General features: G+C 74.5%; 10 protein-coding genes and 2 pseudogenes. 3 read left to right on the forward strand and 9 right to left on the reverse strand.

Features of this window, described 5'->3' with window-relative positions:
* Positions 1-156 precede the first annotated feature (156 nt).
* The 7 genes and pseudogenes from Q4D18_RS03510 to Q4D18_RS03535 form a co-directional block, all read right to left on the reverse strand.
* Entirely contained in the window at positions 157-1,959 is a 1,803-nt protein-coding gene (locus tag Q4D18_RS03510; protein ID WP_303125858.1) for an ABC transporter ATP-binding protein/permease, read from the reverse strand.
* 4 nt (positions 1,960-1,963) lie between these two features.
* Positions 1,964-3,166 carry a DUF1611 domain-containing protein gene (locus tag Q4D18_RS03515; RefSeq protein WP_303125860.1) on the reverse strand — a complete coding sequence of 401 codons (1,203 nt, stop codon included), beginning with the start codon at positions 3,164-3,166 and terminating at the stop codon, positions 1,964-1,966.
* 153 nt (positions 3,167-3,319) lie between these two features.
* Complete coding sequence (locus Q4D18_RS03520; protein WP_303125864.1) at positions 3,320-3,817, reverse strand: DUF3253 domain-containing protein; 498 nt, start codon at positions 3,815-3,817, stop codon at positions 3,320-3,322.
* Positions 3,814-4,461 carry a mechanosensitive ion channel family protein gene (locus Q4D18_RS03525; RefSeq protein WP_303125867.1) on the reverse strand — a complete coding sequence of 216 codons (648 nt, stop codon included), beginning with the start codon at positions 4,459-4,461 and terminating at the stop codon, positions 3,814-3,816. The genes Q4D18_RS03520 and Q4D18_RS03525 overlap by 4 nt, the downstream gene beginning before the upstream one ends.
* Positions 4,461-4,901, reverse strand: coding sequence for a DUF2254 family protein (locus Q4D18_RS03530; protein WP_303125870.1), 441 nt, complete (start codon positions 4,899-4,901; stop codon positions 4,461-4,463). The genes Q4D18_RS03525 and Q4D18_RS03530 overlap by 1 nt, the downstream gene beginning before the upstream one ends.
* A pseudogene (locus Q4D18_RS11910) lies at positions 4,843-5,055 on the reverse strand (DUF2254 family protein); the annotation flags it as partial. The gene Q4D18_RS03530 and the pseudogene Q4D18_RS11910, both read right to left, overlap by 59 nt.
* A gap of 52 nt (positions 5,056-5,107) precedes the next feature.
* Positions 5,108-5,560, reverse strand: a pseudogene (locus tag Q4D18_RS03535) (DUF2254 family protein); the annotation flags it as partial.
* Between the two features lie 282 nt (positions 5,561-5,842).
* Here Q4D18_RS03535 and Q4D18_RS03540 point away from each other — a divergent pair.
* Together Q4D18_RS03540 and Q4D18_RS11915 are read left to right on the forward strand one after the other, a co-directional pair.
* Complete coding sequence (locus Q4D18_RS03540; protein ID WP_303125872.1) at positions 5,843-6,334, forward strand: DUF421 domain-containing protein; 492 nt, start codon at positions 5,843-5,845, stop codon at positions 6,332-6,334.
* Between the two features lie 42 nt (positions 6,335-6,376).
* Entirely contained in the window at positions 6,377-7,396 is a 1,020-nt protein-coding gene (locus Q4D18_RS11915) for a GNAT family N-acetyltransferase (protein WP_368389627.1), read from the forward strand.
* A 39-nt stretch (positions 7,397-7,435) separates the two neighbouring features.
* Here Q4D18_RS11915 and Q4D18_RS03555 read toward each other — a convergent pair whose 3' ends face one another.
* The gene (locus Q4D18_RS03555) at positions 7,436-9,193 is read right to left on the reverse strand and encodes a bifunctional 3'-5' exonuclease/DNA polymerase (RefSeq protein WP_303125873.1); all 1,758 of its coding nucleotides are present in this window, start codon (positions 9,191-9,193) and stop codon (positions 7,436-7,438) included.
* Between the two features lie 19 nt (positions 9,194-9,212).
* Positions 9,213-10,508: a dicarboxylate/amino acid:cation symporter gene (locus Q4D18_RS03560; RefSeq protein ID WP_303125874.1), complete on the reverse strand. Its 1,296-nt coding sequence runs from the start codon at positions 10,506-10,508 to the stop codon at positions 9,213-9,215.
* A gap of 177 nt (positions 10,509-10,685) precedes the next feature.
* Here Q4D18_RS03560 and Q4D18_RS03565 point away from each other — a divergent pair, with 177 nt between their 5' ends.
* Positions 10,686-12,179: a sugar porter family MFS transporter gene (locus Q4D18_RS03565; RefSeq protein ID WP_303125875.1), complete on the forward strand. Its 1,494-nt coding sequence runs from the start codon at positions 10,686-10,688 to the stop codon at positions 12,177-12,179.
* Positions 12,180-12,190: the final 11 nt, after the last annotated feature.

Genomic DNA, 12,190 nt, shown 5'->3' on the forward strand with positions numbered 1-12,190 from the left:
TGATCGAGGTCTGGATGCTGTCCGTGGCGATCCACCGCAGCGCCACCACGATCGCCGCCAGCATGAGCAGCAGGCCGACGGCGGAGACGCCGACGATCCAGGCGACCACGCGGGCGCGGCCGGAGGCGTTGAGGCGCCCCGTGGGCTTCCTGCGGTTCATTCGTCGTCCCCTTCGAGGTCGTCGCCGCGGCCGTCGTGCGCGGCGGAGGCGGTGTGCCGGAGGCCGGCCAGCTCGGCGGCCGAATGGCGCACGTCCGGGCCGAACGGGTGGGACGCGCGGTCCGCCGTGTAGGTGGTGGGGCCGGGCCCCCGGAACCTGGCGTGGAGTGTGGAGGGCGCGGCCACCAGGGTGGGGGCCAGCTCGTCCACGTTCCACACCTCGTACCGGTCCATCAGCTCGTGCGGCGTGGAGCTGCGCAGGATCACGCAGCCGGGATAGTCGGCCAGGATGGCCCGCAGCCGGGGGCGGTCCCGCACATCCAGCTGGTCGTCCACGTGGTTGAGCACCAGGAGGGGCGGGTCCGCGGCCACCGCGCCGGCGATCTTCAGCAGGGCCCGCTCGTTGACGGACAGCGGCTCGCCGCCGCGCTTGAGGCGCGTGGCCTCGCCGTCGGGCAGACGGGCGATCCGCTCCGTCATGCCCACCCGATCGAGCAGCTGCGCCACCGTCACGTCCGCGCCCTTCGGCATTCGGTATCGGATGATCCGGGAGATGGTGCCGCGCTGCAGGGGCACGTCCCTGGAGGCCACGCCGATCAGCTCCCGCCGGTCCTTGGCGGTCATGGCGTACAGGTGGCGGCCGGCCACCGTGATCCACGCGTCCGACGCCGGCATGTCGCCCGTGATCTCCCGGGTCACCCGCTCGAGACGCTCGGGGGAACCTCCCGTGAGCAGCACGCGGGAGCCCGGTGCGGCCACGAGCGCGGGCACGGTGCCCTCGGCGTCCCGCAGGTCCGCCACGTGGACGGCGTCCCGCGCGAGCCCACGGGGATTGCCGTGATGGCGCATGCGGGCCCGGGCACGCTTCTGGCGCCGCTCCCGTGCGCCGAACCCGCGGGCGTTCTCCAGGAGCGGGCGCAGCACCCGGCAGGCGGCGTTGAAGTTCTGCCGGTACTCGCCCACGCGGCCGAGCTCCGTCACGGGGGCGCCGAGCATGCCGGCAATGAACACGGCCGTGGTCACGGCTGCCCCCGTCGACCCCGCCAGACTGCCGGTGATCGCCACGAGCACGCCCAGGACGGTGGTGATCGAGGCGGCCGAGCCGCGCATGGTGCCGGAGATGACCGCGCGGCGGTGGGCGGCTTCCTGCAGCTGGCCGGAGATGCGGTCCACCCTGCCCACCTCGCGCTGGACGCCGCCGGTCACGCGGATGGACTCCGCGGCGGTGACGGTGTCCGCCACGTAGCCGGCCATCTTGCCGCGCACCCGGCGCAGGGCCACGGCCCGCCGCAGGAACACCCGGGACAGACCCCACAGCGTCACGAAGAACACGGCCAGGGTGGCCAGGACCACGACCCCGAGCGTGGGCAGCAGGAGGAACAGGCCGATCACGATCCCCGCGATCAGGGGGACGCCCACCACGATCGGGCTGATCCCCAGGGAGATCCAGTTCTTCACCGCGGTGAGGTCGTTGGTGGTCCGGGCGATCGTGCTGCCCAGGTTGATGGACCGCTCGGGCACGAGCGCGCTGGTGACCAGCAGCCGTCGGGTCTCCCGCACGTAGTCCTGGCCCAGGTCCTCGGCGGCCACGCGTTCGCCGATCCGGGCGGCGCCCACCAGCAGCGCCGCCCCCAGCAGGACCACGGCGAGCCCCCACGCGCCCGCGCCGGCCGTCAGCAGCCGCGGCGTGAGGACCGCCACGGCCACGGACAGGGCGGCCTGGAGCACGCCGAGCCCGGCCAGGGCCATCAGCAGCAGCCGCCGGCGGCCGACGAACAGCGCGGGCATCGAGGGGTCCACGCGGTCAGGCCTCCGGGGCGGCGTCGTCGAGGCCGAGGACGCGGCGGGCGACGTCGGCCTCGCACAGGTCGTAGGTGGGGATCACCGGCACGTCCACCACCTCGGCGGCCTCACGGGAGATCAGGGGCGCGGAGGTCAGGACGCCGGACACGGCCACGAGCGGCAGGCCGGCGCCTTGGAGCAGGGCCACGCCGGCCGCGGCGGAGAGGGCCTCTCCGCAGGCGAACAGCACCTTGTCCGTCAGCGCGCCGAAGTCCGGGTCGGCGAGCAGGGCGGAGGTCTCACCCTGGTAGATGCCGTCGGCGATCTCCACCACGATGACGTCCGGGTCCCCCTGGGCGAGTGCAGCGGTCATGGAGAACATGATGTCCTTGATCGCCTCGAAGGACAGCTTGAACGTGGAGGCGAGGCCGAAGTCGGTGAAGTCCACCACCTTGTCCGCGCCCGCGTCGCGGAACAGGCCGGCGTCGTTGCCCGCACCGGTGCCGGTGGCCTTGCCGGCGTGCACGGTGAGACCCGCGTTGACCAGGCCGTTCACCAGGCACCCCACGGTGGTGGACTTGCCGGAGTTCATGGAGGAGCCGAACACCACGACGACGAGCGGGCCGTCCTCGCCGAGGGACGCCTTCGCCTCGGCCCACGGGGTGATGGCGTGGGGGGCGGAGTCGGCCATGGACACGACCTCACCGTCGCGGGTGATCAGGCCCAGCGGCTCGAGCACGGTGGCCAGGTCGACGTTCTCGTGCTTCTCGACCACGCGCGAGGCCATGCCGCCGGCGGCCACCAGGTTGGTGTAGTCCAGGTTCCGCGGGACCTCGGACAGGAACTGGTCCGGGGCGTAGCGGTCGCCGTAGGCCACGATCACCTCGTCGCCCAGGAACAGGTTCCGCCGGCGGGAGTTGAAGGACTCGAGGCGCTTGTGGTGGCCGATCGCGGCGATCCGGGCCAGGACCACGTCACCGGCCTTCGGCGACACGTCGCGGCCGCGCCGCAGACCGTAGCCGCGGTTCTCGTTCCCGCGGGCGGCGAGGCGGAAGGCGCGGGCGTTGTAGGAGGTCTTCGCGCGGCGCAGGCGGCGCGGGCTCAGCTCCACGTCCTCCACGCCGTCCACGGAGTGGCCCTCGGCGGGGTGGTCGGCGAGGTGACGGTACTGCTGCTCCAGCTCGAAGCTGAGCGAGGCGATCAGGTCGGCGGTCTCGGTCTGCACGGTGGCTCCTCGGTCCGAAGGGGTGGTAGGTCCGGCACCGGGGGTCCGGGCACGGCCGGTCGGGGGCGTCCGCCGCCGACGCGGGTGATCACATCAACCGTGCGTGAGCCCAGGATGAGAACCCCGCGGTGCCCGCGCATCGGGCGCCGGCCGTCAGAGGCCGAGCGCGTCGCCGGGGGCCAGCCGCACCGGTCCGCGCGCTGCGGCCATGTCCACGGCCTCGCCCTTCTGCGTGACGACGACGACGCCCGCCGCCGCCAGCTCGCCCGCCACTTCCCGGGCCACGGGCATCAGGTCCCGCCAGTCCTCGCCGCCGACCACGCGGGCCGCGTCCGAGGGGCAGATGGTCTTCCCCTCGCCGCGGCGCCGCAGCAGGGCCCGCATGGCGGCGGCGAGCCGCTCGCGCCGGCCCTCCTCCGTGGGCTCCCACCACGGGTCCCCCCGCTCACCGAGCGCCACCTTGGCGTCCTGGACGCGGAAGCGGACGTTGTCGCCGCGGCTCCTCACGAGCCGGCGGGCGGCCATGAGCTCCTTCACCAGCTCCGCGCGCAGGGCCTCCGGGATGCCGGGGTCCGCGGCGCGCCACCGCCGGCCGTTCACGATGATGTGGCGCCCGTCGGGGGTGCGCTCGGGGCCGGTCTGGTCGGTCATGGGGTCTCCTCGTCGGGGGCGGTCGCGTCGGGGGCTGCGGTGGCGGCGTCGGAGGTCCCGGCGATCCGGCGGAGGGCGCGGCGCAGCTCGGGGCCGGCGTCGACGATCCGCACGTCGTTGCCGGTGCGCACGCCGTGGTCCGTGAACGCCCGCAGCACCGCCGCGATGACGGCGTCCTGGGCCTCACGGGTCTCCATCTGGCGGGCGCCGGACCAGAAGCGCAGCTCGAGCTCCACCGTGGTCACGCCCACGGAGGTGAGCAGGGCCTGCGGCGCGGGATCCGGAAGCACGGAGGGCAGTGTCGCCATGGTCTCCACGGCCACCGCGCGGGCACGGTCCAGGTCGGTGGTGTCGTCGAGGTCCAGGCACACGGAGGAGCGCACCGCGTTGAAGCCGGTCTGCACGGTGACCGCGTTCGAGTGCAGCAGCTGGTTGGGCAGCAGCACCAGGCGCCCGTCGAAGGTCTTGATGCCGGTGGCGGACAGGCCCATCTCCACCACGGTGCCGGCGTGCTCGGCCACGGCGATCTGGTCGCCCACGCGGAAGCGGTCCCGTGCCAGGATGACCATGCTGGCGAACATGTTCCCCAGCACGGTCTGGAAGGCGATGCCCGCCGCGGTCAGGGTGATCGGGGGCAGGTCCATCAGTCCTCCTCCAGGTGCCGGTGCACGAGGGCCCGGGCGCGTTCGAGAGCGGTGCGGTGCCGGTCGAGGGCGACGTCCTCGAGCTCGTCGAGGAGCGCCTCGAGCCGGCGCGGGATCTGCACACCTCCCGCGCCGTAGTGCGCGATCTCCTCCACGCCCAGGGTCAGCAGCTCGGCCACGATCGCCGGGCGGATCCGCAGCCGGGCCACGCCGTCGTCGTCCGCCACGTGCCGCGGGCGGTCGTGCCGGGCCACGGCCGTGCCCAGTACCCGGCGCAGCGCGAAGACCACCTGGGCGGCCGTCGTCGGATCGTTGATCCCGGGGGGAGGGGGCCCGCTCGGCCACGTCCACGAGCTGGCGGACGCCGAAGCCGGGGTCGTGGGCGGTCCGCCGCTCGGCGGCCACCACCACCGCGCGCTCGACGGCGTCGCGGACGTCATCGGTGACCTCGCCCCACACGCGGGCCAGCGGCGTCCCGGGCGCCAGGAACGCCCCCGGGGTGGGCAGGAGGTCGAGGTGCAGGTCCTTCTCGTGCGCCAGGGCGGTGAGACGCCGCTCGTCCACCTCGACCACGTGGCCGTGGCGGTCGCCCATCCGGACCGGGGAGGGGGGTGCCCCGGGGCTCCCAGTCGGCCTGCTCGGGCACCGTGTCCTCCTCCGGGAAGTGCTCCGCCACAGCAGCGCACGTGGCGTCCCCGACCCGGCTCACCACCTGGGAGACCTGGATGAGGGACATGATCGTGCGGATGAACGCGAGGAACAGGACGAAGGCCGTGAGCACCAGGAGAGAGGCCAGGGACACGGACAGCTGCGGCACGAACGCCTCGGCGTCGTCCGCGGCCCCGCGCACCTCCCGGAGCACGGTGAGGGCGTACACGAACGAGGCCACGAAGACGCCGAGCGTCCACTGCGTGATGCGGGTGGACAGGAAGTCCTGCAGGATCCGCGGGCTGAACTGCCTGGAGGCCAGCTGCATGACGACCATCGTGATCGAGAAGACGAGGCCGGTCACCGAGATCATCGCGCTCGCGATGGTCCCGAGCACGCTGCGGGCGCCGGCCGGGCCGCCCGGGAAGGCGATGCCGATTCGGTGCTCCAGCCCCCCTGTCCACCAGGGGCAGGACGAAGCCGAGCGCCACCGCGGCCACGGTCACGAGTGCGGGGATCACCCAGAAGGGCCGGAAGAGGCGGCGCAGCGGGGAGGCGCGGTGCACGGTGTGGGGCTCCTGGACCACCGGCACCCGGGCGACGGCGTGGTTCATGGGGGACAGTCAACCAGGCGCGGCCGGGGCGTGGGCCGGCGCACCGCGCGTGCGGGGGCGCGCGGCGGCGGGCAGGGGCGTCAGACTGGGGGGGATGCTCGTCCCCCCTCGACGCCCTGATGCGCATCCTCATCGTCACCCCGCTCATCTACCTGGCCGCGGTGGTCCTGCTGCGCGTCAGCGGCAAGCGGTCCCTCGCCAAGCTCAACGCCTTCGACCTGATCGTCACCGTGGCCCTCGGCTCCGTCCTGGCCAGCACCGTGACCTCCTCGAACACCGCCCTGCTCTCCGGGGTCGCCGGGTTCGGCCTGCTGCTCCTGCTGCAGATCCTGGTGTCCTGGCTGACCTCGCGGCGCCACGTGAAGACCTCCGTGGTGCGCTCCGAGCCCACGCTCATGGTGCGTCACGGCGAGTTCCTCCCGGACGTCCTCACGGACGTCCGGCTCACGGAGGACGAGGTCCGCCAGGCGGTGCGCTCCCAGGGGGTCGGCGGCCTGGACCAGGTGGCGGCCGTGTGCCTCGAGTCGGACGGGTCCATCTCCGTGATCACGGACTCCAGCGTGGGGGACGGCTCGGCGCTCGCGGACGTGCGGGGGTGGGCGGTGGACTGACTCCCGGTTGTCCCGGCCCCGGTTGCTCGGCAGGATGGCCGGATGGACGCCGCCCGCCCCTCGCCCGACCCCGCCGTCGACCTGCGCCCCGCGGCGCCCGAGGACGAGGAGTTCCTCTGGAGGTGGATGCACGGCACGCCGGACCCGGAGTGGAAGCGCTGGGACGCCCCCTACTTCCACGCCGCCGCCGACGGCGCCCCGGACCGGGACGCGTTCACGGCGGCGCACGCGCGGGCCGTGGTGGACCCGCACCGCCGGATCGTCACCGTGGACGGCGAGCCCGTGGGTCTGGTGACCCGCCACGAGGAGCCCCCCGCCGGCGGCGGCTGGTGGGAGCTCGGGATCCTGCTCTTCGACCCGGCCCGCTGGGGCCGGGGGATCGGCCGCCGCGCCCTGGCGGCGTGGACGGCGGCCACCTTCGAGGAGACCGCCGCGCACCTGATCACCCTGACCACGTGGTCCGGCAACGAGCGCATGGTGGCCTCGGCGCAGCGGGTCGGGTACACGCCCGTCGGGCGCGTCCCCGAGGCCCGGGTGTGGGGCGGGCGCCGGTGGGACTCGGTCCGACTCGGCCTGCTGCGCGCCGAGTGGGAGGCGTCCCGTGACGCCCCGGCCGACGACGCCGCCGCCCCGCGCCCGATGCCGGACGTCGCCGTCCGCGAGGACGAGGTCCCCGCGGCCGAGGACCTGCGGCGCCTGTACGACACGGTCGGGTGGAGCGCCTACACCGATGACATGGACACGCTCGTGGCCGGCGTCGCCGGGTCCTCCCGGGTGGTCACCGCGTGGGCGGGCGAGGAGCTGGTGGGGCTGGCGCGAATCGTCTCGGACGGCCACACGATCGCCTTTCTGCAGGACGTGCTCGTGGACCCCGCCCATCACCGGCGGGGCATCGCCTCCACGCTGCTGCGCCACGCGTTCGCGCCCTATGCGCAGGTCCGCCAGCACGTGCTGATCACGGACGCCGAGCCCGGCCAGCGGGCGTTCTACGAGGCCGCCGGCTTCCGGGAGATCCGGGACGGCCGGTTCCCCGGACGGGCGTTCGTCCGCTTCGGCGGCTGAGCGCCCCCGGACGCTCCGCGGAACGCGTCCGCCGGTGGGTCACTTCGCGTCCGCGTAGGACTCCGTCTGGGACACCGTGAGGGGGAAGTCCACCGGCGCGTCGCCGAAGAGCAGCCGGCCCGCCTCCGCGGCGGCTTCCCGCACCGCCGCGGCCACGGCCTCCGCCTCCTCGGCCGGCCCGTGCAGGACCACCTCGTCGTGCACGAAGAAGACCAGCTCGGTCCTCGCCCCCGCCGCGCGCAGGCGACGCCGGATCCCGCCCATCCAGCACAGCGCCCACTCCGCCGCCGTGCCCTGCACCACGAAGTTGCGGGTGAACCGGCCGGCCGAGCGCCGCATCGTGCCCGCCCGGGACTCAGCCTGCCGGGTGGAGCGGTCGGCCACGGCCTCCAGCCACCGCGGCTCGGGGAGCGGGGAGAACCGGCCGAGCCACGTGGCCACGGGACGGCCGGCCTCGCCCGCCGCGGCCGCCTGCTCGAGCAGCGCCAGGGCGGCGGGGTACAGGCGCCGCAGGTGGGGCAGCAGCGCCGCCGAGTCGCCCGTGGTGGCCCCGTACATCGCCCCGAGCAGGGCGACCTTCGCGCGGGAGCGGTCGTCCAGCGCGGTGCCGGCGGAGCGGCCCTGCTCCGCCACCTCCCGGTAGAGGTCGGGGGTGGACCCGGCGGCGGCGAGCGCGGCGTCCTGCGCCATGGCCGCGAGGATCCGCGGCTCCACCTGGGACGCGTCCGCCACGGTGAGGAGGTGGCCGGGGTCGGCGCGGACGGCGTCGCGCACCACCGCGGGCACCTGCATGGCCCCGCCGCCGTGGGCGGCCCACCGGCCGGTGACCACGCCGCCCACCAGATAGGCGGCGTGGAAGCGCCCGTCCCGCACCCACGTGTCCAGCCAGTGCCACCCGTTGGCGGTCCAGAGGCGGTACAGGGCCTTGTACTCCAGCAGCGCCGCGATCCGCGCGGTCCGGGCCGCGGCCTCCGCGCCGCCCCGCGCCGCCCACGCCTGCAGCTCGTGCTGGCGGGTGGAGTCCACCGTGACCCCGGCGGTCTGCAGGGCGCGCAGCAGGTCCTTCTGGGAGTCCGGGTTGAGCCCGGGGGAGTCGAGGTCGGCGGCCACCCGCTCCGCGAGGGCCTGCAGGCGGGCCGGCCGCTCGCCCTCGGCCGGCCGCGGTCCCAGGCGCTCGGTCAGCCGCGCGTCGTGCAGGTCGGCCCGCCAGGGCAGGCCGGACCGGTGCATCTCCGCCGCCACGAGCGCCCCCTGGGACTCGGCCGCCAGCAGCAGTCGCAGCCGCGCCGGGTGCGCCGAGGCGGCCACGGCGCGCTGCTGGGCCGCGAACTCGGCAGCCAGGACGCGGACGTCCGGCGCGGCCTGCGCGGCCGGGGCGGCGAGCTCGAACATCGCGGTCTGCTCGAGGCCGGGCGTCGTGGCCGCCTCGACGGGGGCGACGCCGTCCGGCTCGTGCACGGCCAGCTCCACCGCCGGCCGGTACTCCACCGCCCCGGCGGCCGCGGCCCGGAGGAGGATGCGCTGCCCCAGCGACAGGTCGCGGACCGCGTCCACCCGGATGCCGGACGCGAGCCACCGGGGGTACTCCTCGGCCGTGGACGCCAGGACCCAGCGCACGGCCCCCGCCGCCACGCCCAGGCGCTCGGGGAGGGCGCGGACGACGTCGGCCGCGGCCTCACGCGGGAAGGTCACCGGGGCGGGTGCCTGCGGCAGCCCCGCGGGCGCGTCCGGGTCCGCCGGGACCGCGCACCAGGTGCCCGGGCCGGCGTCGGGCGCGGGGCCGAGGACGATGAACATCAGGCCGTCATCCCCGGAGTCAGGCGCGTGCGCCCTCCGTGCGGGCGCCGGCGTCGGCCTCCAGGCCGCCGTGCCCGGTGATCCGGTCGCCCGCGATCCGGTCCAGGACCAGCGCGATCGCACCGTCGCCGGTGACGTTCGTGGCGGTGCCGAACGAGTCGATGGCGATGTAGGTGGCCACCATGAGCGCCACCATCGGCTCCGTGAACCCGAGCATGGTGGACAGCAGGCCGGAGGCGGCCACGATCGCGCCGCCGGGCACGCCGGGCGCCGCCACCATCGTGATGCCGAGCATGAAGATGAAGCCCACCATCAGCGGCACGTCCACTGCGCCGCCCGAGAGGATGATCACCGCCGTGGAGAACGCCACGATCTTCACCGTGGAGCCGGCCAGATGGATCGTGGCCGCGAGCGGGACCACGAACGAGGCGATCGGACCGCGCACGCCCAGGGCCGTCACCTGGCGCAGGGTCACGGGGATGGTGGCGGCGGAGGACGAGGTGCCGAGCGCCGTGGCGTAGGCGGGGAGCATGGTCCGCAGGGCGCGCAGGGGGTTGCGCCGGCTGACCGCGCCGGCCACGAGGAACTGGAGGAGGAGCAGGACCACGGTCAGGGCGAAGACGATCAGGATGACGCCCAGGAACGTGGCGATCACGGTGAACACCTCGCCCGCGGCCGCCATCGCCAGGAAGATCCCGAAGATGTAGACCGGCAGCAGGGGCACGATCAGCCCGGAGACCACGCGCTCGATGATGGTGCGCAGCTCCTCGAAGCCCCGCTGCATCACCCCGCGGGGGATGAGGGTCATGCCGATGCCCAGCACGAACGCCAGCAACAGTGCCGTCATGACGCCGAACGGCGGGCCCATCTCGACCTCGAAGAAGGGAGCGGCCGTGGCCTCGGACGGATCGGTGACGCCACCGATCGACCCCGGTGTGAGGATGCGGGGGAACAGGGCGACCGCGACCGCCAGGCTCAGGAAGCCGCCGAGGACCGTGGAGAGGTAGGCGATGCCGGCCGTGAGTCCGAGCCACCGGCCGGCACCCCGGCCGAGCTCCGCGATCGCGGGGGCCACGAGGGCCACGATCAGCACGGGGACGATGAACCCGAGGAAGGCGCTGAAGAGTGAGGTGAACGTCACGGCGAGGCGGGTGAGCCACTCGGGGGAGACGAGGCCCACCGCGATGCCCAGGGCGATGGCCAGGAGGATGCGGGGCAGCAGTCCGACGCGGGGATGGCGCCGGTCGGAGGCGACGCCGCCCTCGGACGGTGCAGGGGAGACGGGGGGATGGGACGGGGGGACCGCGGAGGACATGCGCTCCACCCTAGGTCGTGGCGGGGCCCTCCTGGTCCCCGCCAGTCCCGCGACGCGCGGGGGCTCCGGGCGCCGGGTGCGCGTCCGGGTTGCGCGGGGCCGCGGGCACCGTCGACACTCGGCGGACGGCTGCGCCCACCGGGGGCCGCGCCGATCACAGGAGACGGGAGCGCGCAGATGGCGGAGCAGCAGGGCACGGGGGACCGGTCGGTCCTGAGGGAGCGGGTGACCGGTCGGGTGGTGGGCATCAGCGTGGCGGCCGCTCTCGGCGGCTTCCTGTTCGGCTTCGACACCGCCGTCATCAACGGTGCCGTCGACGCCCTGGCGGGGGAGTTCGCACTCGGCAAGGGCCTGACGGGCTTCGCGGTGGCCTCGGCGCTGCTCGGCTGCGCGCTCGGCGCGTGGTTCGCCGGGCCGCTGGCCAACCGGCGCGGGCGCGTGCCGGTCATGGTGGTGGCGGCGGTCCTGTTCCTCGTCTCGGCCGTCGGATCGGGCCTCGCGTTCGGCGTCGTGGACCTCATCCTCTGGCGCGTGGTGGGCGGTCTCGGCGTGGGCGCCGCGTCCGTGATCGCCCCCGCCTACATCGCCGAGGTGAGCCCGGCCCAGGTGCGCGGCCGACTCGGGTCGATGCAGCAGATGGCGATCGTGCTCGGCATCTTCGCGGCCCTGCTCTCGGACGCCATGTTCGCGGGCCTGGCCGGCGGCGCGTCCGCCGAGTTCTGGTTCGGACTCGAGGCGTGGCGGTGGATGTTCCTCGCGGAGGCCGTCCCCGCCATCGCCTACGGGCTGTTCTCCCTGCGTCTGCCGGAGTCCCCACGCTTCCTCGTGGCCCGCGGCCGCCTCGACGAGGCCGCCCGTGTCCTGCACGACTTCACGGGCGTGGACCGTGTGAACCTGGTGATCGAGGACATCCGGCTCTCCGTGCAGTCCGAGCGCCGCGAGTCCCTTGCCGACCTCCGCGGCCCGGCCCTGGGCCTCAAGCCGATCGTGTGGGTCGGCATCCTGCTGTCCGTGTTCCAGCAGGCCGTGGGCATCAACGTGATCTTCTACTACTCCACGACGCTCTGGAAGTCCGTCGGATTCGGTGAGTCCGACGCCCTCCTGATCACCGTGCTCACGTCCGTGACCAACATCGTGGTGACCGTCGTGGCGATCATGCTGGTGGACAGGGTCGGTCGCCGTCCGATGCTCCTGGTCGGCTCCCTCGGCATGGCCGCCTCCCTGGGCGTCATGGCCCTGTGCTTCGCCTACTCCACCGTCGCGGTGGCCGCCGACGGCACCGAGGCCGTGAGCCTCGGTGCCCCGTGGTCCACGGTGGCCCTGATCGCGGCCAACGCGTTCGTCGTGTTCTTCGGCGCCACGTGGGGTCCGCTCACCTGGGTCCTGCTGGGCGAGATGTTCCCCAACCGCATCCGTGCCGGCGCGCTCGCCGTGGCGGCCGCAGCGCAGTGGACGGCCAACTTCATCGTCTCCACCACGTTCCCGGCCCTCGCCGCGGTCGGCCTGACGTTCGCGTACGGCCTCTACGCCGCCATGGCGGCCCTTTCCTTCGTGTTCGTCCTGAAGTACGTCGCGGAGACCAAGGGCAGGACCCTCGAGCAGATGAGCGATGCGGTGGAGGTCGCGCCGCGGCGTCGCGCCGCGCTCGCCCGGGAGGGCAGGAACGCCTGAGCGGCCTCGCC

The organism is Micrococcus sp., assembly GCF_030523875.1.
GTDB lineage: Bacteria > Actinomycetota > Actinomycetes > Actinomycetales > Micrococcaceae > Micrococcus.

Coding starts and splice junctions, on each gene's coding strand:
- Q4D18_RS03520 (WP_303125864.1), bottom strand. CDS start 3,817: ATGACCGACCAGACCGGCCCCGAGCGCACCCCCGACGGGCGCCACATC.
- Q4D18_RS03525 (WP_303125867.1), bottom strand. CDS start 4,461: ATGGACCTGCCCCCGATCACCCTGACCGCGGCGGGCATCGCCTTCCAG.
- Q4D18_RS03530 (WP_303125870.1), bottom strand. CDS start 4,901: ATGACGTCCGCGACGCCGTCGAGCGCGCGGTGGTGGTGGCCGCCGAGC.
- Q4D18_RS03540 (WP_303125872.1), top strand. CDS start 5,843: ATGCGCATCCTCATCGTCACCCCGCTCATCTACCTGGCCGCGGTGGTC.
- Q4D18_RS11915 (WP_368389627.1), top strand. CDS start 6,377: ATGGACGCCGCCCGCCCCTCGCCCGACCCCGCCGTCGACCTGCGCCCC.
- Q4D18_RS03555 (WP_303125873.1), bottom strand. CDS start 9,193: ATGTTCATCGTCCTCGGCCCCGCGCCCGACGCCGGCCCGGGCACCTGG.
- Q4D18_RS03560 (WP_303125874.1), bottom strand. CDS start 10,508: ATGTCCTCCGCGGTCCCCCCGTCCCATCCCCCCGTCTCCCCTGCACCG.
- Q4D18_RS03565 (WP_303125875.1), top strand. CDS start 10,686: ATGGCGGAGCAGCAGGGCACGGGGGACCGGTCGGTCCTGAGGGAGCGG.